Raw genomic sequence first — 20804 nt, 5'->3', positions numbered from 1 at the left:
ACCGAACAGAGCCCCGCCCGGTTATCTTGTGCCGTCATTGTCGTCCTCCTCGCAGACAAGCCCCGGAGGGCGGGTACGGTCGATATAGCGCATGACGGTATCGGATTTCATCCATCCCCCTTTCTGCATGATCTCGGTAAGGGTTGCGCCGCTATTGAGCATGTCCTGTGCGGCCCCTACCCGCATGGAGTGGCTGCTGATGCGGCCGACGATGGCGGCATCCAGACCGGCCGCTTCGGCCAGCCGTTTATAGATCGCCGAGATCTCTTCGTTGCGGAGTGATGTTTTGATTTCGCCTTTCCGATCAACGGTGCGGAGGATGAACCCCTCCGTAAGGCCTGCGGCCTCAATCCACGCCTTCAGGGCAAGAGCGGTTTGGGGGTTGAGGTGGATCCAGTGGCCGACGCCGTACTGGTCCGTCTTGCTTTTGCGGAGCAGCAGGACTGCGCCGTCCTCTGTGTACTCGAGATCCTCTATCCTGAGTCCTACAAGTTCCTGACGGCGGCGCAGGCTGTCGTAAGCGAGAAGAAGCAGGGCACGGTCGCGCAGGGTGTGTATGCCTCTGTCTCCGGCAGCCTGCAGCATTCCTTCCAGCATGGGACGGGTGATGCCGTATGCCTGCCGGGCCTGACGGCCGAGTTTGCGGTAGACTTTCCGCAGGGCGATGCGCGTATATGAGGCTCTGGTGGGATCGTCGTGGTCGCCGAGCCGGTGGAAGACGCTGATGGCTTCAACTTTCTTCTGGATGGTGCGGCTCTTCATGCCGCTTTCCGAAAGGCTTCCGATAAAGTCCGCGACCGTCATCGGCGAGGCGGGAAGGGCCGCCAGGCGGTGTTCTTCACAGTAGCGGATGAACGACTCCATGCCGGAGTGGTAGCCGACGAGGGTGCCGGGAGCGTACGCCCCTTCCATCTGCTCAAGCGTCGACTGGAACCGCCGGCGCGCCAGAGTGTCCCGGTATCCGGGGCATGAACACTGCTCCCCGTTGTCTGCTCCGTCCCCAATGTCTTCCGCTCCGCCCGCTGCCGTCCTGTATGGTATGCCCTCTTCGCAGATCATGCCCGGTTGGCGGATCCGTTCCAGATAGCGCAGGAGGGTGTCGGTTTTATCCCAGCCGCCTTTCTGCATGATCTGGGCGAATGTCGCTCCGCTGCGGAGCAGGTCCTGGGCGCCGCCGATGCGGAGGGAGTTGCTGCTGATTGACTGCACCATCTCCGCTTCGAACCCGGCGGCACGGGCAAGGCGGTTGACGATGCGGCCTATCTGGCGAGCACCGAGCTCCGGGGTGATCTCTCCCTTGTTCGTGACGCCGCGGATGATGTAGCCCTCCTCGATTCCGGCAGCCTCCAGCCATGCTTTCAGGGCAAGGGTGGCCTCGCTTCCGAGCCGGATCCAGTGGCCGGTGCAGAGGCGGTCGTCTTTGTTTTTACGGAGCTGTACGATGGCGAAGTCCTCATGATAGGCAATGTCTTCCGTGCGGAGGCTGGTGAGTTCCTGACGGCGTCGCAGGCTGTCATAGGCGATGAGGAGCAGGGCCCGGTCGCGTTTCGAGCGAAGGTCACCGTCCGGCTCCGGAAGCATCGCTTCAAGCATGGGGCGGGTGATGGGCCGGGCTTCTGTGAACCGCCGCCCGAGTTTGCGGTATACTTTCCGCAGGGCGATCTTCACCGCCTCACTCTTCGTCGGGTCTTCAAGGTCGCTGAGCTGGTGGATGATGCTGATCGAGCAGGATTTTCTTCTGATGGAGCTGCTCTTGATGCCGATGTCGGTGACACTCTCCAGAAACCGGGCGATGGTTGAGGGCTCGGCCGGAAGGGCAGGGAGGCCGTGCAGTTCACAGTACCCGATGAACTCCTCCATATCGGCACGGTATGCCCGGATGGTATTGGGTGCATAGGCCCCGTCGAGCCGTTCAATCAGCTCCAGGAACCGTTGGCGTGTCTCATCGCTTTTCTGCATGCAGGCGCGTTTTTTTCTCTGGAAGTACGGTGTTCGTAGGGACAATATAGGTATTTGTTGGATATCGGTGCCTTGTTGCAGTCGGGTCTCGATTTGTCGACCATGCTCGCTGCCGGCGTGGTCGCTATAGCGCTCTATGACGACTGGCTGACATACTCCGTAAAAAAACCAGGGAATACCGGAAGGTACTGAAGTTGGGACGCACTGATTCCGTGCGGGATATGTTTTATGCGGAGGTGCTCGATATCATTGCCGCTTATGAGTGCGGTTTTTTCTGACGAGCTGCAGAAAGCGCATAAGGAATCCTGCCACGGACCATCCATAGCGTCAGGAAAGCCTCTTGATACTTCCGCCACCGTCGGCAAGAACGGCTGCGCACATAAACAACATGTATTGCGGATATTGATATTTTTTGGTAGTTTCGTTCCTTTATGGGTAACGAATAGACCAAAAAATATCATGTAATGGCCAAAACTCTCGGGCCCCGGGTTGCTCAACTTCTCACCGGATTGCATGAACGGCAGCGGTCTACATTCACATTGGGTGATGTAGCCGCTATCACCGGCCTTAGCGCTTCAGCTTCACGAAGTCTGGTGCACAAAGCACAGCAGCGGGGCGTTGTGACGCGACTCAAGCCCGGGCTCTTCTGCCTGGTGCCCTTTGAGCTCGGCCGGGCAACCGAACATGTCGACAGTCCATACATCATTGCGCGCGAGCTGGCCGGTGAGGCTCCCTACTTCATCTCGCATGGCAGTGCGATGGAGTTGCATCGCATGGTGACACAGCCGAGCCTTACCATCACCGTTTCCTGTACGCGGCGCCTTCGTGTCAAAGCGGTCGGTGGCTATGATTTCCGATTTGTGCAGTTGCGTCCAGAACAGTTCTTCGGTGTCATGAAGTATTGGGTCGACAAGGAACGATTCGTCATCGTGAGCGATAGGGAGCGCACCATTGTTGACTGCCTCCGCCGCCCCGATTTCTCGGGCGGTATCACCGAAGTGGCCAAGGCCATGTGGATGCGCAGGGCGGCAATCAACAGCAGCCAGCTTGTACAGTACGCTCTTCAGCTGGATGTCGGGGCGGTTGTCCGCCGGCTCGGTTACCTGCTTGAATACTACGGAATGGCTGAAGAGGATGTGTTGCAGCCTTTGCGTGAGAGCCTCACCGATACCTATCAGCGCCTTGATCCGCTGCTTCCTCAAGAGGGATCTTCGTTGGCGCGATGGAGGCTGCAGTTGAATGTGAGTGAGGAAGAGCTTGACATGGTGAGGAGCAGCTGATGATCCCGCAACGCAACATCTCCCTCGTAGCAAACGGACTTATGCGCACTGGAGGGCGGCGCATTCTTGAGAGTGTCATCGAGCGGGACTATGTCCTTGCCTGGCTCCTTAATGGCGGAGTAAATTGCGGAGTAAATGAGGGAGTAAAACTCACCCTGCCCGAGTGGTTCCGTGCATGGCCAGACCCGCTTCCGATCTATCCGATGTGATTCTCTGTCCAGTATACTCAGTTACTAAAAAATCGCATTATTTGCGTTTTTATTGTATCTTGGTGTATGCAAGTGGTCGATGAATACGTACACCAGGTTTTTGTCCGATGATGGTACAGGCTTCTCTATCAGCCGTTCCGAAGGGAAAGAAGGCTTTGCTGGCCAGATTGGTTGCAGCAGGCGGTGATGTTATTGCCATCGATGACGCCGTAGCTGTTCTGGGAATGTCGCGAAAGGCCGCGGTGCAGCAGTTGTCGCGATGGAGGGAGCAGGGATGGCTTAGCCGGGTGGGTCCCGGCCGGTATGTTCCGGTGCCGCTGGAGTCGCTCGGCAAGGCGCAGGTTCTTGACGATCCATGGGTTCTTGTTCCCGAACTGTTCGCTCCGGCCTATATCGGTGGTCGGACTGCCGCCGAGCATTGGGACCTGACCGAGCAGATTTTTACCGACATTGTCGTACTGAGCGCAAGGCGGGTCGGCAGGAAAGAGCTGAGTGCTCATGGAGCCCGGTTTTTGCTGACGCATGTTCCTGAAGGCCACCTGTTCGGGCTGCGACCGGTCTGGCGGCACCGTACCCGCATCATGGTCTCTGACGTGCCGCGTACCATTGTCGATATGCTCGCCCTGCCGGAGATTGGCGGCGGGGTGCAGCATGTCGCAGATTGTCTGCAGTCCTATCTGGCTCATCCGGACCGTGATGACGGAGCCTTGCTGGAGTACGCCCTGCGCCTGGGCAACGGAGCTGTTTTCAAACGGCTCGGATTCCTGCTTGAGGGCAACCCTCTTGCCGGCCAGTTGCCGCGTGAGGCACATCTGCGCATGACGCAGGGTCTCGCTAAGCTCGACCCGGGAGCGCCCTGTCCCAAGGTCGTCAGCCGCTGGCGCCTCCGTGTTCCGGAGCACTGGCTGAAGAGGGGCGAGCGATGATCGGACGTGCTGAACTCCTTGATATGGCCTCACGCGTATCGCTCTCGCCTCATGTTGTCGAGAAGGACTACGTTCTTGGCTGGGTGCTTGCCGGACTTGCCTGTCAGGAAGAGGTTGCGGATTCCTGGGTGTTCAAAGGGGGGACCTGCCTGAAGAAATGCCTGTTCGAGACCTATCGGTTTTCAGAGGATCTCGATTTCACGCTGCTTGATCCGGCGCATCTTGATGAAGTCTTTCTTCGGAAAATCCCGGCCTCACTCGGGCGCTGGATCTATGATGAGACCGGTATCGAATTTCCTGAGGCCATGCAGTCTATCGAGCTGTACAGAAATCCACGAGGCAAACTTGTCTGCCAGGGAAAACTCTCCTATCGGGGGCCGATTTCTCCGACCGGGAAAAACCTTCCCCGCATCAAGATTGACTTGAGTGCAGACGAGTGCGTGGTCGAGGAGCCTCAGCGGATGCCGGTTCTGCATCCATACAGCGATATGCCTCGAGAGGGTATCCGTGTGCTGGCATACTCCTATGCCGAGGTTTTCGGTGAAAAAGTCCGGGCGCTGGGGGAACGGACCCGGCCGCGCGACCTCTATGACGTCATCCATCTCTATCGACAGCATGCCCCGCATGTGCGTCGAAATCGACTACCGCGCCCTGAACGGGACCCTCAGCCGGCGGCTGGTTGAACCCTATTCGCTGCGGCGCAGCAGGGCGGGCAAGGTGCTCCTGCATGTCCATGACATAGAGAAGGATGGGCACCGCGTCTTGCGGGTTGAAGGCATGGTGTCGGCGCGTGTGAGCGGGCTATCGTTCGCACCCCGTTTTCAGATAGAGCTTTGAGATGCACTGCTGTTGGGGTTTATGGTGGTATGAGTCACAACTGACACAAAAAAAAGGAGTTGGTGTTTCAGGGCGTCGTTGGTAACGAAACCGCTTTCGTTACCGGAAAGGTGACCACGATATGGTTTGACGCTCTACGACGATCGGCTGAAAATCGCCTGGCTGCTTCGCGAGGCGAGCCTGCCGCAGACGGTGACCAGAGTGGATGCAGGTAGCGTGAGGGTGATGTTTGCCTTTCCGGACCGGCGTGAGGGAGTAAATGAGCTGCTGACCGCTATCAGTCAGCACCCCGGTATCATTGCCAAAACGCGGGCAGCGCCTCTCGGGATCAGCATCAGGACCGCGACCAGAAGGCTCGGTAAACTCAGGGCTGTGGGATCGATCGAGTTTCGCGGTGCACCGAAAACCGGCGGGTTCCATGTCCTCTCGAGAGCTTCTCTGTCGTTTGAACGCGGCTGTTCTTTCCCTGAAAATACATCTCTCTCGGCTGTTTGGGAGAGCATCCTGCTCTCTGGTTTCTTATAGTACACGCTGTCCGAAGAGCGGTATAAATTGATGAGTTGAGGGGGCAATCATGAACCCTTTTGCATAATGCCGGCATAGGTGAACGAATATTTCCTTCAATACGGTTTGTTTCAGTACATATCGTAACCTAAAGAAAAGACTATTGCAGCTATGATTATCCGCAATATTGAAGAGGATTTGAAAATCCGTCTTGCAGTCCGCGCCAGCCAGCATGGCCGTAGCCTTGAGGAGGAAGTATACCAGATATTGCGCAGTGCGGTCACTGAAACTTCACCAAAACGCCAAATGCTTGGCTCTAGGATTGCTGCCCGTTTTGCAGGTGTTGGTTTGCAGGGACCACTTCCGGAACTGCACGGTCAGACAATTGAGCCAATGGGCTTTGTTGAATGATCATTCTTGACACCAATGTGCTTTCGGCTTTGATGCAGCAGCAGCCCGACCCGAAGGTTGTGAAATGGGTGGACAGTCAGCCCTCTGAATCAATCTGGCTCTCTAGCATTACCCTGTTTGAAGCCCGATATGGTTTGGCTCTCTTACCATCGGGCCAGCGAAAAAGCTTGCTGGAAAATCGATTTGAAGAGCTATTGAGTGATGAAATGCAGCACCGCATCCTTCTCTTTGATGCCGATGCTGCTAAAGCGGCAGCCCTGTTGGCGGCTGAACGAAAAGAAGCCGGTCGGCCTATAGATATGCGTGATACCTTTATTGCAGGCATTGCTTTGGCCAATAGTGCTACGATTGCTACACGAAATATCCGCCACTTCAGCGACTTGAGTGTCGCAGTAGTCAACCCGTGGGAGTGTTGATCTCCTTCAATTGGATCTTTCATTTCGGTCAGACTGCCTCGAAAAGCTCCTGCAGCCGCATGAGTCGAAGCCCTGGAACCCGCTCATTGCCACCGCCTTTTACCGTCGGGGCCTCATTGAGGCCTGGGGGAGGGGGATCCTGAAAATCGCTCAGCTGCTCCGGGAAGCGAGCCTGCCGCAGACGGTGACCAGGGTTGATGCAGGTAGCGTGAGGATGATGTTGAATGATCATTCTTGACACCAATCTGCTTTCGGCTTTGAAGGTAGCAATGGAGGGGCCTTCTGGCCCCGCCTAAAAAAAAACACCTATCTGTACTCTTTCAGCATACTTACTACCATTGGATTTCCTATATTACACTTTACCCGGCCAGGGAGGGGAAGTGACCCGCTCTGCTCAGCCGGATGCCATACTCCCACTCCCTGCCGTGAAGAGAGCGTTCATAAGGGCAAACCTCCATCCACTGTGACTGAATGCGGCGAAGCCGTGATGCAATGTAAGGAACAGCCGTAGTCCGTCCCCGTATGCAGCATCACGAAAGCTTCACCGGACCCCGGCTGTTCCGGACTTCGGCTGTTCGGACCCCGGCTGTTCCTTACGTAAGTCTGGGTGTTAGCGGGCGTGGCATTCCCGAGTATAGTTGCGTGACGGAGCTCGACGCAATAATCCAATTGAAAACCAAATTACGCATTTGATGAAAGCCATAGTAACCGGCGGCTGCGGATTCATCGGCAGTCACCTCTCTGAAATATTGCTTGAACAGGGCCACGAAGTCGTTATTGTCGACAACCTCGCCTGCGGCAGGCTCGACAATATCAAGAGCTTTCGGGACAACCCCCGCCTGACTTTCCATAAGGCGGATATCAGGGATATGGAGCATATCACGCCATGCTTCGAGAGTGCCGACTGGGTCTTCCATCTTGCCGGTCTTGCCGATATCGTGCCATCAATCGAGCAGCCGGAACAGTACTTCTCGGTCAACGTGCAGGGTACCTTCAATGTGCTGCAATGTGCAAAGGATGCCGGTGTCAAGAGGCTTGTCTATGCGGCGTCATCGTCCAGTTACGGTATACCCGATACCTATCCGACCCTGGAAACAGCCCCGATCCAGCCACAGTACCCCTATGCCCTGACCAAGTACATGGGAGAGGAGCTCGTGCTGCACTGGGCGAAAGTCTATAAACTGCCTGCGCTTTCGCTTCGTCTCTTCAACGTCTACGGCCCGCGTTCCCGGACGACCGGAGCGTATGGTGCCGTGTTCGGTGTCTTCCTTGCCCAGAAGATCAACGGCAGGCCGTTCACCGTTGTCGGGGACGGTACCCAAACCAGGGATTTCACCTTCGTGACCGATGTGGCTCGGGCCTTCATCGCTGCGGCACAGTCGGATATTTCGAATGAGGCTTTCAACGTCGGCAGCGGCAACCACTACAGCGTCAACCGACTTGTCGAGTTGCTTAAGGGTGAGGTGGTTCACCTGCCAAAAAGGCCGGGAGAGCCGGACTGCACGTTTGCCGATACGGCAAGCATCAGAAGTGCCCTTGACTGGGAGCCCCGGGTCACATTCGAAGAGGGCGTGGCTACGATGCTTGAGCACCTCGATCTCTGGCGGGAGGCTCCGGTCTGGGACCAGAAGTCAATCGGCAAGGCGACCGAGGCATGGTTCAAATACCTTGATTAACCGGATTCATAGAACGTATGGAGTTTGAGCAGAGACTGAGGGCTTTTCAGGAGGTTCTTCAGAAAACCGTTGCCACTGACCAGAATGGCGGTAGTCTGCAGACTGAAGATGCGCTGGTGCAGTCTTTCGGTATGCTGAAGCAATTGCGCTCCAGCGGTAACCGGCTGTTCATCATCGGCAACGGCGGTAGTGCTGCGATCGCGAGCCATGCCGTCATTGATTTCCTCAACGTTGCGGGTATTGCGGCCCATACGCTTCATGATTCTGCCGTGATGACCTGCATGGCCAACGATTATGGATATGAGCAGGGTTTTGCTCGGGTGCTGGATTGCTTCGCATCTGATGGAGACATCCTGATTGCCATCAGCAGTTCGGGCAAGTCGGCGAACATCCTCAACGCTGTCGCCAAGTCGAAGGAGCGGTCTGCCGGCGTGATAACCCTCAGCGGGTTCACTGAAAGCAACCCTCTGCGTTCTCTCGGTGACCTCAACTTCTGGCTTCCCTCTGCCGATTACGGCATCGTCGAAGTCGGCCATCAGTTTCTTCTCCACAACATTTCCGACCGGTTTCTTGCCGAGCGGCAGGAATTGAAGTAAGCAGGTATGACGAAAGTTTTTGTATCGGGCGTGTTCAATATCCTCCATCCGGGCCATCTACGTCTTCTCCGCTTTGCCCGTGAGTGTGGCAATGCATTGACGGTGGGCGTCTTTTCCGACAGGATTGCCGGCAACGCAGCGCATATAGCAGAGAACTATCGCCTTGAGGGTATCCGTAGCAATGTGTTTGTTGACGATTCCTTTATCATCGATGAACCCCTGGAAGATGTGCTGAGGCGGCTCAAGCCGGCCATTGTGGTCAAGGGCCGCGAGCATGAGGCGCACAGTAATCCGGAACAGGCCGTGCTTGATGAATATGGCGGCAGGTTGCTGTTCAGTTCTGGCGAACGGATGTTTTCCTCTATTGATGTCTTGAGGAGGGAGTTCAGTGAACTTGCCGATGCTTCAGTCAGGCTTCCGGAGGACTATATGGCGCGGCATGCAATTACCCGTGCCGGATTGATTGATCGTTTACAAGGTTTTTCCGGTCAGAATGTTCTTGTCATAGGAGACAGCATCGTCGACGAATACATCACCTGCGACCCTTTGGGCATGTCGCAGGAAGATCCGACCATTGTGGTCTCTCCGGTCGACAAGAAGCTTTTTGTCGGGGGGGCGGGCATCGTTGCCGCCCATGCGGCAGGCCTTGGCGCACAAGTGCAGCTGCTCAGTGTTGGTGGAAATGATGCGATGCGGGAGTATGCGCTTGAAGTCCTCGGTAACCGGAAGGTGGAGGCAACACTGTTTATTGATGAATCCCGTCCCACAACATTGAAGCAGCGGTTCCGCAGCCGGGGGAAAACACTCCTGAGGGTCAATCATCTCCATGAAGGGAGCATCCCTGAATCCATACAGACAAAGATACTGGATACATGCAGGCAGCTGTTGCCCCGGACGGAACTGTTGGTGTTCTCGGATTTCAACTATGGCTGTCTCCCGACTACCCTCATCAACAGCATTGCAAGGCTGGCAAAGGAACACCGGGTCATGATGGTAGCCGACAGCCAGAGCTCTTCGCAGGTTGGTGATGTCGGCAGGTTTGCCGATATGGACCTGCTGACCCCCACCGAGCACGAAGCCCGGCTGGCAGTCAGGGACAAGGAATCGGGTCTTGTGGTGCTTGCCGACAAACTGAAAAAGTACTCAAAAGCAAAACATCTTTTCCTGACGCTGGCAGAGGAGGGTGTGCTGATTCATGCAGATGAGCCCTCTGTGGTTGGGGGATACGAAACCGACCGCATTGCCGCACTGAACGCTGCACCAAGGGACGTAGCAGGTGCTGGTGACTCCATGCTTATAGTTGCTTCTATGGCACTCCGTGCAGGGGCGGATATCTGGGAAGCCTCCGTGCTTGGCTCCATTGCTGCAGCTGTACAGGTCGGCCGTGTTGGAAACACACCTCTCAATCAGATGGAACTGGTTAAGGAAATTCAGCGATGAAGGCCCTGCTTCTTGCTGCCGGCTTCGGCACCAGACTCAAACCCCTGACAGATATCTGGCCGAAATGCCTCATGCCGATCGGCGGGGTTCCGCTTCTTGAATACTGGATCGATGCCGTTCGGTTGATGGGGGCAGACAGGGCAATCGTCAACACCCATTACATGGCGGATGTTGTGGACGCATTTCTTGCGAGGCCGAAATTCGAAGAGTTTGTCCATCCGGTCTATGAAGGGGAACTGCTCGGTACCGCCGGTACGCTCCGTGCCAACCGCGAGCATTACAGGAACGAGGCTGTTGTACTGGTTCATGCCGACAACTGGTGCGTTTGCGATTTCAGGGCGTTTGCCGATTACCATAGGTGTAACCGGCCGGAAGGAACGGTCATGACCATGATGACCTTTACGACCGATACGCCGGAGAGCTGCGGAATCATTGAACAGGATGGGGGCGGGGTTGTCGTTGGATATCAGGAAAAGCCCTCACATCCAAAAAGTACCCATGCCAATGCGGCGGTCTATATTCTGGAGCCTGAAGTGGTGAAGTGGGTGGTTGAACGACCGGACGTCAGCGATTTCAGCACGCAGGTCATTCCGCATTTCATCGGCAGGATTGCCACATGGCATAACGACGGGATACACAGGGACATCGGTACGCCGGAATCATTAGCAGTGGCGCAGAGGGATAAGGTTTCTCGGATAGCCGATACGGATGATGCCTGGCTTCAAGTGTTTCATCAGCATCCCGTACAGCGAAAGGTTAATCAACTCGTTTGCTTCTAAGTTGTTCATCTATGTCGGATAAATTCAGAATAGACAGCCACAAGCTCATTTATCACCCGCTTTGGGTTGCGGATTTCCTGAAAGGATATGACCACTGGGACAATGTTCGTTCCATGTATCCCATTTATGTGGAATTGTCACCTGTCGGCGTTTGCAATTACCGGTGTAAATTCTGTGCCTATGATTACGTAGGCTATAAGGGCGGGGCGATGGACGGGGCGGCCATGATTTCTTTGCTGAAAGAGATGGCGTCTCTGGGTGTCAAGAGCATCCACCTAGCCGGTGAGGGAGAGCCTCTCTTGCACAAACAAATTGTAGAGGCTATCAATTCCGGTTATGAGGCAGGTCTCGACTTCGGGATTACGACCAATGGATCAAGGATTTCCGACCGCTTTATTCAAGAGGCCCTTCATCAGGTCACATGGATGAAAGTCTCTATCAATGCCGGAACGGCAGAGGATTATGAGCGGATTCATCGATGTGGTGCCGGCGGGTTTTCGAAAGTCATCGATAACCTTGCCCGCTCGGTCAAATGGAAGAGATCGCATGGGCTGCAAACCACGATAGGGGCCCAGTCTTTGCTTCTTCCTGACAATGTCGATGGCATGGAAGCCCTTGCCAGAATATGCCGTGATGAGATCGGGCTTGATTACCTTGTGATCAAGCCATACTCCCAGCATATGGGAAGCAGCACAAAGGAATACGAGAATATTGATTACAGCGAGTACCTGTATCTCGAAGATGTTTTGACGGCCTATTCTACCGAAGACTTCCAGGTCATTTTCCGGGCGAATACCATGAAAAAGTATTCCCAGTCGATCGGTGAGCGCTACAATACCTGCTATTCGATCCCATTTCTTCAGGCCCATATCATGACTTCAGGAGAACTTTGCTCCTGCCCCTCCTATCTGGAGGATCCGCTTTTTTCGCTCGGCAATGTCTTCGAATCAGGGTTCAAGGAAGTATGGGAAAGTGAGAAGCGAAGGGAGAATTGGGAGTTCGTGCGTCACGGTCTTGATGTTTCCGAGTGTCGCAGGAACTGTCACATGGATCATATCAATGTCTATCTTGCCGACCTTGTTGAAAAGCGGGTCCCGCATGTGAATTTTATCTGATCGAACCAATGTCGGTGTATTACAGTTCTCTGAAGTTTCTGCGATTTCAGGACAGGCTCGAAGCCTTGAAAAAGGGTGACTTGGCAGCGCCGGTCCATATCCGTGTCAAGCCAACCAATCGGTGCAACCACAACTGCTGGTATTGCTGCTATCGAACGGGCGATTTGACCTTAGGCGAAGAGATGAGCCTGCAGGACAGCATTCCTGGAGAGAAAATGATCGAGCTTGCCCATGAGTTTGTCGAGATGGGTGTCAAGGCGGTAACCTTTTCAGGTGGGGGTGAGCCACTGCTCTATCGGCCTCTTCCGGAAGTGATTGATGTCTTGGCTAACGGTGGGGTAAAGGTCGCGGCATTGACCAATGGAGCCTTTCTCAAGGATGCTGTTGCCGATTCATTTGCTGAACATGGAACCTGGGTCAGGATCTCCATGGATGCATGGAACGATGCAAGCTATGTCAAGAGCCGAGGGGCAAGGCCTGGGGCTTTCTCGGCGCTTGTGAGTAATATTGAGAGCTTTATTGCCAGAAAAAGCAACTGTGTCCTTGGGATAAGCTTCATTGTGACCCATGAAAATCATGGGCATATTTTTGATGTGGTTACCATGCTTAAACGTTGCGGTGTTAACCATGTGAAGGTTTCAGGCGCGGTGGTCAGCGACAATGCGGCAGGGAACAATGCCTATCATGCTTCGATAAAGGATGAAGTCGCACGTCAGATCACCAGGGCCAATGATCTTCAGGATGAGTCGTTTGCCGTCCTGAACCATTACCATGATCTTGAGGAACTGTTTGAAAAGCGTTACACGACCTGCCCGTTCCTACAGTTTCTGGTAGTTGTCGGTGCAGACCAGCAGGTGTATACCTGTCAGGACAAGGCCTATACCGCTTCCGGGAAAATGGGCTCTCTTGATGGGCGTTCGTTCAGAGACTTCTGGTTTTCTTCCAGGAATAGGGATTTTCTGAAGTCGTTCAATCCTTCAGCCAGTTGTGGCCACCATTGTGTCAGTCACACGAAGAACCTTGCCATCCTTGATTATTTGAATCTTGATGAAGAGCATGGGTATTTCGTGTGAATGCCATTATGTGCATCATCTGAGTGTTTCCAGATGAAGATCGGTCTGGATTTCGATAATACGATCGCTCGCTATGATCGTGTGTTTGTCGAAGCTGCAAGAGGTGACGGGCTGATTCCGGATGAGTACGAGTATTGTGGCAAGACTGCTTTAAAGGGGGACTTGCTGGCAATGCCCAATGGCGAAAGGCTGTGGATGCGTTTGCAGGGCCAGGTATATGGGCGGTACATGTGTAAGGCTGAGGCCATGTCTGGATTTCTTGAGTTTCTCCTTCGCTGCCGGCTTCGGGGTGTTGAGGTATTCATTGTCAGCCACAAGACCGAGTTCGGCCACTTTGATGAGGCCTGCATCTCCTTGCGTGATGCGGCAACACAGTGGATGGAATCAAAAGGATTTTTTGACAAGGCCTCTCTTGGCCTTGAAAAAGACAATGTGTTTTATTGTGCCACCAGGGAGGAAAAGGTGGCGCGGATAGCCGGGCTTGATCTGGACTGCTTTGTTGATGATCTTCCGGAGGTTTTCGCTGAGAAGGGCTTCCCGGCTTCAGTAGAAAAGATTCTTTTCGATGAACACGGATCGCATGATGGGAGTTGTGCTCAACTCTCATTCAACTCATGGCAAGCCATTGCCGAGCATCTCCTTGGTCAAACCGATGAGGAAGAGAATTGCCGTGTTATTAAGTGCATGACCGGTTTTCCCATTGATGCCATTGAGCCTGTTTCGGGTCGTGGAAACAGCCGGATTTTCAAGCTCAGTGCTCAGCAGGGAAACGACTGTGCGTTGAAGTTGTATCCTCTTCAGGGTGGTAGTAAGGGGTCACGGCTGAAGAATGAATTCGATGCGCTGCTTTTTCTCCGCCAGAATGGAATCCTGAATGTTCCGGAGCCCCTGGGTCGCAACGATGATTACGGTTATGGACTCTACTCATGGATCGATGGTGATGGTCTTGGGACTCCTGCTCATGATGATTTTTCGCAGGCAATTCGCTTTATCCGTTCATTGTATCGGGTATCCCGTGATTTTGGCGTAAAGTACGCCGGGTTGGCTACTGAAGCCTGCCTTTCAGGCTCTGAGCTGATATCCCAAATAGAGAGGCGGTTGCAACGGTTACGTGATGTTCGTTCCGGTAGCCGTGCATTGTCCGAATTTCTTCATGATGAATTTCTCCCTGTATGGGATAGTGGTAAAGGGCAGTGTTTGACTGCTTGGCCTGAACGCTCGCGCTATCAGGAGCTGAACTCTGAACTCCGTATACTCAGCCCCTCTGATTTCGGATTTCACAATGCAATAAAGAGTAAAGGGCAGCTCTACTTTCTGGACTTCGAGTATTTTGGGTGGGATGATCCGGTCAAGCTTACCGCAGACTTTTTATGGCATCCGGCATTCGAACTTAGTCAAGACCTATCCGGAATGTGGCGAGAAGCAATGACTCGCTTGTTTGAAACTAATGATGATGACTTTTCCGCTCGTCTTGATGCCGCTATGCCCCTTTATGGGATGCGCTGGATTATGATTTTGCTCAATGAATTCTTGCCGGGAGTCGCAAGAAAGCGTCTCGTTGCGACGGGTGCCGATATGCGGGAAGAGGAGCTTCTCCGCTCAAGGCAACTGGAGAAGGCTCGAGAGTATTTGTCTCTCGTGAAGGCATTGAAATATTCTGCCCCGACTGTTTGACGGGGGTTACAAATGTGAAGCCAATGCAGATTGATTACAATTCGCTTGTCGAAAAAGCCGTACAGTTGCGCAGAGATACGTTTCAGGCCTTCATTGAGCATGGAGAGGCGCATCTTGGTGGCAGTTTTTCCATTATTGAGGCGCTGATTTCCCTCTATGAGATAGTCCTGCAGCCGAGGGATAAATTCATCCTGAGCAAGGCCCACGCATCATTTCCTTTTTGCCTTCTACTTAGAGAGAAAGGGTTCAATCCTGCGCTGACCACACATCTTGAACGTGATCCAGCGAATGGCATTCACTGTACAACCGGCAGCCTTGGTCACGGCCTTCCGATGGCAACAGGAATGGCTCTTGCCAGAAAGCTTCAGCAACAACAGGGAAATATTGTGGTGTTGATGAGTGATGGAGAGTGTCAGGAGGGCACCACATGGGAATCACTGCTTATCGGCGCCGCCCACAAGCTCGACAACCTTCGGGTGATCATCGACTACAACAAAATCCAGGCCTTGGCCCCAATCAGCGAAGTGCTTCCACTTGATGACTTGGCGGCAAAATTCAGGGCGTTCAATTGGGAGTGCGTTGAAGTGGATGATGGTCATTCCTATGAAAAACTCATTCCTGCTCTCCGTCATAAGCCTCAAAGAGGGAAACCTTTAGTAATTATTGCTCATACGGTTAAAGGCAAAGGAATCAAATCGTTTGAGAACGACCCGGCTTGGCACGCGCGAAAAATTAAAGGTGAAGAGATGGAAACAGGAAAAAAAGAGCTGGGGATGATATGAGAAGACGCTTTGGAACAATTATTGCGGAGCTTGCTGCCCGGGATGAAAAAATCTATGTGATAGCAGGTGACATTGGGTATCGGGTCTTTGACGAATTTCGTGAAAGGTTCCCGGATCGCTTTATCAATATGGGCATCTGTGAACAGAGCATGATTGGTGTGGCCGCTGGCATGGCGCTTGAGGGCTTAAAGCCATGGGTCTACACCATTACGCCGTTTCTGATTGAGCGCCCTTTTGAGCAGGTGAAGCTTGATATTGATCAGCAAAAGGTCAATGTAAAGCTGGTTGGTTTTGCCGACTACCCACATCTTGGTCCTACCCATACGGAATTGAACGGCAAGGAACTGATGCGTTTGTTCCGCAACATCACCGCTTATTTTCCCGCTGATGGTGATGAAACCGAGGCAATGCTCACGGAAGCATACGCATCTGAAGGGCCCGCCTTCATCAGTCTTAAAAGCGATCCTGTTCTCAGTCGCTCTATTACAGGAGCAAAGTAATGGGGCAACTTCGAAATTTCGTAACATCTCTTCACCAGGCAACGAAACGCGATTACCTTGCTCGCATGGTTGATGACAAAGTGCATTGCATGAAAGTTGCCAAAGAGTATGGTCCAGACTACTGGGATGGTGATCGCAGGTATGGGTACGGCGGTTATAGCTATATGCCAGGTCGATGGAAACCTGTTGCTAAGGCCTTGATTCAAACCTACGGGCTTGTCGCAGGCTCAAAGGTGCTTGATGTTGGATGTGGGAAAGGGTTTCTGCTGCATGAAATGCTTCTCCTTGAGCCAGAATTGCAGGTAACAGGTTTTGATATTTCAGAGCATGGCATGAACAGTTCAACGGATCTTGTCAGGCCACATCTTTTCTTGCATCAAGCTCAAGAACCCTATCCTTTTGCTGACAAGGAGTTTGACCTTGTTCTTTCACTGGGTACCTTGCACAATTTGCGTTTATTTGAACTCAAAGCAGCGTTGTATGAGATTGAACGGGTTGGCAAGCAGGGCTATGTGATGCTCGAAAGCTACCGGAATGAACAGGAACTCTTCAATCTGCAGTGCTGGGCACTCACCTGTGAATCGTTTTTTGATAAAGAGGAGTGGATATGGTTATACAAGCATTTTGGATATCGTAGCGATTATGAGTTTATCTATTTTGAGTGATATTGATATTCAAAAACTTTTCAAGTTTACAAAATAATATAGAATGCCAAAGCATACAAAAGACCCTGTAAATCAATCTTTAATCGATCTTGAAGAAACAATTGGTTTGCAATCTTTAGGAGTTATGAACAATGCTGTTTGGTACGAAGATCCAAAAAGATTGGTTTTTACTCTTGCCCGATACAAATTTATAGCTAAGATGTTTTCAGGTAAATCAGATGTTGCCGAAATTGGTTGTGGCGATGGTTTTGGCGCACGTATTGTTCGGCAAGAAGTAGAAAAATTGCTTATTACGGATTATGATTCATTTTTTATCGAAAAATTTAAACAACAAATATCAGAAAAATGGCCAATTGAAGCTAAAGTGCATGATATACTTGCGGGACCATTGCACAAAAAAGTTGATGCAATTTACTCTCTTGATGTAATAGAGCATATACATCAAGAGTTAGAAAAAATTTTTATCAATAACCTTTGCCTTTCATTACGCGATAACGGTTCCGCCATAATTGGTATGCCAAGTTTGGAGTCCCAAAAATATGCTTCCTTCGGTAGTCGGGCTGGTCATGTTAACTGTAAGAGTGGAAATGAATTCCAAGATTTTTTATGTCAATATTTTGAACATGTTTTTTTATTCTCGATGAATGATGAGGTCGTACATACTGGATTTTCTAAAATGGCACATTATCTGTTAGCCTTATGTGTTACACCAAAGTATAGAGGATAATTGAGTTACCTTTCACTGTTAGGCGAACATTTCAAATGATTGATCGATATCTCATAGAGAATTCTGAAGTATTATATGCAAAAGATGCAATTACTAAGGTTGACCAGTCTGATGTTAATTATTTCAAACAGTTGTCGTCGAATAATTTAAGAAATCGAGTCAGGCTATGTACCCATCTTAGTTCTGATAATTCGCTGCATGAAATGATAATCGTTCATGGGTGTGAAGCTTATGTGCGCCCACATATGCATCCCGGAAAAAGTGAGTCAACACACATTATAGAGGGGATCGCCGATGTAGTTGTTTTTGATAACACTGGCGGGATTGATAGTATCATTCGAATGGGCGACTACTCATCTGGAAGGGCTTTTTATTATCGAATGGCAGCACCGATCTTTCATACATTGATAATTCGGTCAGAGGTTTTAGTATTTCACGAAGCAACCAATGGTCCCTTTAACCGCAAGGATACAGTGTTTGCTCCTTGGGCGCCTGCCGATGATGATAGAGCAGCCGTATCGGTATTTATGTCTGAGTTGAGCGAAAAGGTCGCAAATATTACATAAAATCAGAAAAAGAAAAATATGTCAGATGTAATTCATCGACGTACCGATTGCAGGGCTTGTGGGTGTAAAAATCTTATGCTAGTTTTCCGTTTAAAGCCATCTCCTATCGGTGATGCTTACGTGCAATCTGATCGGTTGACTGAGCCACAGCTAAGCTATCCTATTGATCTCTTTATGTGTCCTCAGTGTGGTTTAGCTCAAATCATTGATATCATAAAACCAGAGATTCTGTATGGAGAATACCTTGATGTCAAGGCCTCTTCATTGGGTTTTTTACAGCATTTTCAGGAGTACGCCTCAAGTGTCATAAAAAGATGCAGACTTTCAGCGGGAGATCATGTTATTAATATTTGTAGTAATGATGCTTTCAGGGGTGGTCTTCGCTGCGGGAACGATAGTACTTTTCTAAGATACTTTCATGCCTCAGGTATGAATGTCTTGGGCATTGAACCAGCTTCTCACATCGCCGCCCAAGCAACTGCTAACGGTATAACAACCATAGGCAAGTTTTTCACACCCGATCTTGCCAGGGAGATTGTTGCCACCTACGGACCTGCAAAGCTTGTCACGGCAAATAACGTTTTTGCCAATATTGATGACCTGCGTTCTTGGGTTGAGGGTGTCAATCAACTCTTGGCTGTTGACGGTGTATTTGTATTTGAAAGCTACTACCTTGCGGACTTGGTTCATAATATGGTCTTCGATTTTATCTATCATGAACATCTTTCAGCATTTTCAGTCAAGCCAATTCAGGCATTGTTTCAAAGTATAGGTTTAGAATTAGTCGTGGTAGAGCGTGTGGCAACAAAGGGTGGTTCATTGCGCTATTTCGTTCAGCGCCCCGGTGGGCCTATAGCGAACGATGGTTCGGTTGAAAAGTTGCTTCAAGAGGAAGAGAGCATGGGACTGTATCGCAAAGAGACGTATATCGCCTTTGCTGACAAGGTGAATGCCCTTAAAGATGAAACAAAGCGCTTTTTGATTCAGGCTAAAAGTGAAGGCAAAAGTATCGCTGGTTTTGGTGCATCAATCACTGGAACAACGTTGATTTATCACTTTGAAATTGGTGAATATCTTGATTATCTGGTTGATGACAACCTTGCCAAACAGGGTCGATTCAGCCCTGGGTTTCATCTCCCTGTTCTTCCGACATCGGCCTTGTATGAGCGTAAACCTGATTATGTAGTTATTCTGGCTTGGCGATTTGCGGAACCTTTCATCAAGAATAATCAAGCTTATGTAATGGAAGGTGGGGCTTTTGTGGTTCCGGTTCCGCTATTTAAGGTTGTGAGTGAACATGTTTGAAAATCGACAACAGCCTCAAATGAATAAATTATAAACAGTAATGGATCAATGAGTAGAGAGGAAAGACTAAATATACCTTGGTGGAGAACAACTTTCAACAATGGTGAATCTGAAGCAATTGCTCAGGCGATTGCAAACGAGTATGTCAGCCAAGGCCCAATAGTTGCAGAATTTGAGCGCCAGTTGTCGGCATATCTTGGAATGCCTTATGTCGTAGCAACCACAAGCGGAAGTATGGCTCTTTTGATGAGTCTTTTGGCAGCGGGAATAGGTCCGGGAGATGAGGTCATTGTGCCAAACAGGACATGGATTGCTACTGCACATGCTTCTCATTTACTTGGAGCTACAGTGACGTTGGTAGATGTTGAAGAAGGTCGTCCAATTATTAATGCAGCTTTGATCGAGAGGGCTATAACTGCAAAAACACGGGCAATTATCCCTGTGCATATGTGTGGCCGATCAGCGGATATGCGTGCTATCAACGAGATAGCTCAGCGGAACAATCTTGTGGTTATTGAAGATGCTGCTCAAGCCCTTGGTTCACGGAATGCTGATGGATATCTTGGTACCCAGTCAGCTATGGGGTGTTTTTCGTTCTCTGTTGCAAAGATCATTTCTACAGGTCAAGGAGGCTTTATTACGACAAGAAACGATGTGATTTATCGAAAACTTGTTGCAATGCGCACCCAGGGAGTTGGTGATGTTGTCAATGCGTCTTGGGAACAACCGGGCTTCAACTTTCGATTTACCGACATTCTTGCGGCGATCGGGATACAGCAACTGAAGCTGCTTCCAGAAAGGATAGAAAAAGTTAAAGCAATTTATCAGATGTATGCGGAAGGACTGGCCGGGCTTTCATTCATCAAGCTTATTCCTGTTGATCTTGCCGGAGGTGAAATTCCTGTTTATGTAGAGGCCTTGTGCGAATCTCGACAAGAGCTTATTGATTTTCTCGCGGATAAGGGTGTTCAGTGTCGTCCTTTTTATCCTGATTTGAATTATGCCAGTTATTTAAAAAATGATGGTAATTATCCACAATCGTTGCCGTTCGGACGTGCCGGAGTATACTTGCCATCCGGCCCTGAACAGCCGATTGAAAATATAAGTAAAGTGATCGCTTTAATACATGAGTTCCGAAAATAAAGTAGCAATTATTGGATTTCATGATGGGTCTGCTGGTCAGGTTGAGTCATGGTTTGAAGAGGTAACAGGGTTACAGATTGCCTGTTTTATAATCGATCCCTATGTGTTAACATAGATGTCGCGTCCAACAAGGAGGCGAACTATGGGTTACTCGCATGCCGTAAGGCACAGTGTTTTAAAGAAAGTGCTGCCACCGGAAGGCAGGAGCATCGCTGAAGTCA

General features: G+C 51.2%; 24 protein-coding genes. 23 read left to right on the top strand and 1 reads right to left on the bottom strand.

Features of this window, described 5'->3' with window-relative positions:
- Window positions 1-21 precede the first annotated feature (21 nt).
- Window positions 22-1959 (bottom strand): tyrosine-type recombinase/integrase, encoded by a 1938-nt coding sequence (locus EKD02_RS04570; RefSeq protein ID WP_126384015.1) that lies wholly within the window; start codon window positions 1957-1959, stop codon window positions 22-24.
- Between the two features lie 464 nt (window positions 1960-2423).
- On the opposite strand from EKD02_RS04570, the gene EKD02_RS04565 reads away from it, so the two are divergent.
- The 23 genes from EKD02_RS04565 (at window position 2424) to EKD02_RS04455 (ending at window position 20583) form a co-directional block, all read left to right on the top strand.
- A complete protein-coding gene (locus EKD02_RS04565; protein ID WP_126384012.1) occupies window positions 2424-3239 on the top strand; it encodes a type IV toxin-antitoxin system AbiEi family antitoxin domain-containing protein in 816 nt (271 codons plus the stop codon).
- Complete coding sequence (locus EKD02_RS04560) at window positions 3239-3448, top strand: hypothetical protein (RefSeq protein ID WP_126384009.1); 210 nt, start codon at window positions 3239-3241, stop codon at window positions 3446-3448. Before EKD02_RS04565 ends, EKD02_RS04560 begins: the two co-directional genes overlap by 1 nt.
- A gap of 107 nt (window positions 3449-3555) precedes the next feature.
- On the top strand, window positions 3556-4374 hold the full coding sequence (locus tag EKD02_RS04555) for a type IV toxin-antitoxin system AbiEi family antitoxin domain-containing protein (protein WP_126384006.1): 819 nt from the start codon (window positions 3556-3558) through the stop codon (window positions 4372-4374).
- Window positions 4371-5057, top strand: a complete 687-nt coding sequence (locus tag EKD02_RS04550; protein WP_126384003.1) for a nucleotidyl transferase AbiEii/AbiGii toxin family protein — start codon at window positions 4371-4373, stop codon at window positions 5055-5057. Before EKD02_RS04555 ends, EKD02_RS04550 begins: the two co-directional genes overlap by 4 nt.
- Window positions 4990-5211 carry a WYL domain-containing protein gene (locus EKD02_RS04545; RefSeq protein ID WP_126384000.1) on the top strand — a complete coding sequence of 74 codons (222 nt, stop codon included), beginning with the start codon at window positions 4990-4992 and terminating at the stop codon, window positions 5209-5211. The genes EKD02_RS04550 and EKD02_RS04545 overlap by 68 nt, the downstream gene beginning before the upstream one ends.
- A 126-nt stretch (window positions 5212-5337) precedes the next feature.
- Window positions 5338-5736 (top strand): transcriptional regulator, encoded by a 399-nt coding sequence (locus EKD02_RS04540; protein WP_126383997.1) that lies wholly within the window; start codon window positions 5338-5340, stop codon window positions 5734-5736.
- A 150-nt stretch (window positions 5737-5886) separates the two neighbouring features.
- Entirely contained in the window at window positions 5887-6126 is a 240-nt protein-coding gene (locus EKD02_RS04535) for a FitA-like ribbon-helix-helix domain-containing protein (protein ID WP_011358595.1), read from the top strand.
- Entirely contained in the window at window positions 6123-6542 is a 420-nt protein-coding gene (locus EKD02_RS04530) for a type II toxin-antitoxin system VapC family toxin (RefSeq protein ID WP_011358594.1), read from the top strand. Before EKD02_RS04535 ends, EKD02_RS04530 begins: the two co-directional genes overlap by 4 nt.
- Before the next feature lie 10 nt (window positions 6543-6552).
- A complete protein-coding gene (locus EKD02_RS04525; protein WP_126383994.1) occupies window positions 6553-6780 on the top strand; it encodes an ATP-binding protein in 228 nt (75 codons plus the stop codon).
- A gap of 454 nt (window positions 6781-7234) precedes the next feature.
- Window positions 7235-8218, top strand: a complete 984-nt coding sequence (locus EKD02_RS04520; protein ID WP_126384255.1) for an SDR family oxidoreductase — start codon at window positions 7235-7237, stop codon at window positions 8216-8218.
- A 17-nt stretch (window positions 8219-8235) separates the two neighbouring features.
- Complete coding sequence (locus tag EKD02_RS04515) at window positions 8236-8814, top strand: SIS domain-containing protein (protein WP_126383992.1); 579 nt, start codon at window positions 8236-8238, stop codon at window positions 8812-8814.
- Between the two features lie 6 nt (window positions 8815-8820).
- Window positions 8821-10254, top strand: coding sequence for a PfkB family carbohydrate kinase (locus tag EKD02_RS04510; RefSeq protein WP_126383989.1), 1434 nt, complete (start codon window positions 8821-8823; stop codon window positions 10252-10254).
- On the top strand, window positions 10251-11033 hold the full coding sequence (locus tag EKD02_RS04505; protein WP_126383986.1) for a nucleotidyltransferase family protein: 783 nt from the start codon (window positions 10251-10253) through the stop codon (window positions 11031-11033). Before EKD02_RS04510 ends, EKD02_RS04505 begins: the two co-directional genes overlap by 4 nt.
- 11 nt (window positions 11034-11044) lie before the next feature.
- Window positions 11045-12148, top strand: a complete 1104-nt coding sequence (locus tag EKD02_RS04500) for a radical SAM/SPASM domain-containing protein (RefSeq protein ID WP_126383983.1) — start codon at window positions 11045-11047, stop codon at window positions 12146-12148.
- A gap of 8 nt (window positions 12149-12156) precedes the next feature.
- A complete protein-coding gene (locus EKD02_RS04495) occupies window positions 12157-13221 on the top strand; it encodes a radical SAM/SPASM domain-containing protein (protein WP_126383980.1) in 1065 nt (354 codons plus the stop codon).
- A gap of 378 nt (window positions 13222-13599) precedes the next feature.
- A complete protein-coding gene (locus EKD02_RS04490; protein WP_185805695.1) occupies window positions 13600-14895 on the top strand; it encodes a phosphotransferase in 1296 nt (431 codons plus the stop codon).
- Window positions 14896-14918: 23 nt separating this feature from the next.
- Window positions 14919-15677 carry a thiamine pyrophosphate-binding protein gene (locus tag EKD02_RS04485; RefSeq protein ID WP_221762982.1) on the top strand — a complete coding sequence of 253 codons (759 nt, stop codon included), beginning with the start codon at window positions 14919-14921 and terminating at the stop codon, window positions 15675-15677.
- The gene (locus EKD02_RS04480; protein WP_126383973.1) at window positions 15674-16177 is read left to right on the top strand and encodes a transketolase family protein; all 504 of its coding nucleotides are present in this window, start codon (window positions 15674-15676) and stop codon (window positions 16175-16177) included. The genes EKD02_RS04485 and EKD02_RS04480 overlap by 4 nt, the downstream gene beginning before the upstream one ends.
- A complete protein-coding gene (locus EKD02_RS04475; protein WP_126383970.1) occupies window positions 16177-16842 on the top strand; it encodes a class I SAM-dependent methyltransferase in 666 nt (221 codons plus the stop codon). The genes EKD02_RS04480 and EKD02_RS04475 overlap by 1 nt, the downstream gene beginning before the upstream one ends.
- Before the next feature lie 43 nt (window positions 16843-16885).
- Window positions 16886-17569: a class I SAM-dependent methyltransferase gene (locus EKD02_RS04470; protein WP_126383967.1), complete on the top strand. Its 684-nt coding sequence runs from the start codon at window positions 16886-16888 to the stop codon at window positions 17567-17569.
- A 35-nt stretch (window positions 17570-17604) separates the two neighbouring features.
- Window positions 17605-18135 carry a WbuC family cupin fold metalloprotein gene (locus EKD02_RS04465; RefSeq protein ID WP_126383964.1) on the top strand — a complete coding sequence of 177 codons (531 nt, stop codon included), beginning with the start codon at window positions 17605-17607 and terminating at the stop codon, window positions 18133-18135.
- 18 nt (window positions 18136-18153) lie between these two features.
- The gene (locus EKD02_RS04460; RefSeq protein WP_126383961.1) at window positions 18154-19440 is read left to right on the top strand and encodes a class I SAM-dependent methyltransferase; all 1287 of its coding nucleotides are present in this window, start codon (window positions 18154-18156) and stop codon (window positions 19438-19440) included.
- Between the two features lie 48 nt (window positions 19441-19488).
- Window positions 19489-20583 carry a DegT/DnrJ/EryC1/StrS family aminotransferase gene (locus EKD02_RS04455; RefSeq protein WP_126383958.1) on the top strand — a complete coding sequence of 365 codons (1095 nt, stop codon included), beginning with the start codon at window positions 19489-19491 and terminating at the stop codon, window positions 20581-20583.
- Window positions 20584-20804: the final 221 nt, after the last annotated feature.

Source organism: Chlorobium phaeovibrioides, from assembly GCF_003968655.1.
Classification (GTDB): Bacteria; Bacteroidota; Chlorobiia; order Chlorobiales; family Chlorobiaceae; genus Chlorobium; species Chlorobium phaeovibrioides.
Note: the sequence above shows the minus strand (reverse complement) of the source record. Positions and strands in the feature narration are given on the sequence as shown.

Coding starts and splice junctions, on each gene's coding strand:
- EKD02_RS04570 (WP_126384015.1), bottom strand. CDS start 1,959: ATGCAGAAAAGCGATGAGACACGCCAACGGTTCCTGGAGCTGATTGAA.
- EKD02_RS04565 (WP_126384012.1), top strand. CDS start 2,424: ATGGCCAAAACTCTCGGGCCCCGGGTTGCTCAACTTCTCACCGGATTG.
- EKD02_RS04560 (WP_126384009.1), top strand. CDS start 3,239: ATGATCCCGCAACGCAACATCTCCCTCGTAGCAAACGGACTTATGCGC.
- EKD02_RS04555 (WP_126384006.1), top strand. CDS start 3,556: ATGATGGTACAGGCTTCTCTATCAGCCGTTCCGAAGGGAAAGAAGGCT.
- EKD02_RS04550 (WP_126384003.1), top strand. CDS start 4,371: ATGATCGGACGTGCTGAACTCCTTGATATGGCCTCACGCGTATCGCTC.
- EKD02_RS04545 (WP_126384000.1), top strand. CDS start 4,990: ATGCCCCGCATGTGCGTCGAAATCGACTACCGCGCCCTGAACGGGACC.
- EKD02_RS04535 (WP_011358595.1), top strand. CDS start 5,887: ATGATTATCCGCAATATTGAAGAGGATTTGAAAATCCGTCTTGCAGTC.
- EKD02_RS04530 (WP_011358594.1), top strand. CDS start 6,123: ATGATCATTCTTGACACCAATGTGCTTTCGGCTTTGATGCAGCAGCAG.
- EKD02_RS04520 (WP_126384255.1), top strand. CDS start 7,235: ATGAAAGCCATAGTAACCGGCGGCTGCGGATTCATCGGCAGTCACCTC.
- EKD02_RS04515 (WP_126383992.1), top strand. CDS start 8,236: ATGGAGTTTGAGCAGAGACTGAGGGCTTTTCAGGAGGTTCTTCAGAAA.
- EKD02_RS04510 (WP_126383989.1), top strand. CDS start 8,821: ATGACGAAAGTTTTTGTATCGGGCGTGTTCAATATCCTCCATCCGGGC.
- EKD02_RS04505 (WP_126383986.1), top strand. CDS start 10,251: ATGAAGGCCCTGCTTCTTGCTGCCGGCTTCGGCACCAGACTCAAACCC.
- EKD02_RS04500 (WP_126383983.1), top strand. CDS start 11,045: ATGTCGGATAAATTCAGAATAGACAGCCACAAGCTCATTTATCACCCG.
- EKD02_RS04495 (WP_126383980.1), top strand. CDS start 12,157: ATGTCGGTGTATTACAGTTCTCTGAAGTTTCTGCGATTTCAGGACAGG.
- EKD02_RS04490 (WP_185805695.1), top strand. CDS start 13,600: ATGGAATCAAAAGGATTTTTTGACAAGGCCTCTCTTGGCCTTGAAAAA.
- EKD02_RS04485 (WP_221762982.1), top strand. CDS start 14,919: ATGCAGATTGATTACAATTCGCTTGTCGAAAAAGCCGTACAGTTGCGC.
- EKD02_RS04480 (WP_126383973.1), top strand. CDS start 15,674: ATGAGAAGACGCTTTGGAACAATTATTGCGGAGCTTGCTGCCCGGGAT.
- EKD02_RS04475 (WP_126383970.1), top strand. CDS start 16,177: ATGGGGCAACTTCGAAATTTCGTAACATCTCTTCACCAGGCAACGAAA.
- EKD02_RS04470 (WP_126383967.1), top strand. CDS start 16,886: ATGCCAAAGCATACAAAAGACCCTGTAAATCAATCTTTAATCGATCTT.
- EKD02_RS04465 (WP_126383964.1), top strand. CDS start 17,605: ATGATTGATCGATATCTCATAGAGAATTCTGAAGTATTATATGCAAAA.
- EKD02_RS04460 (WP_126383961.1), top strand. CDS start 18,154: ATGTCAGATGTAATTCATCGACGTACCGATTGCAGGGCTTGTGGGTGT.
- EKD02_RS04455 (WP_126383958.1), top strand. CDS start 19,489: ATGAGTAGAGAGGAAAGACTAAATATACCTTGGTGGAGAACAACTTTC.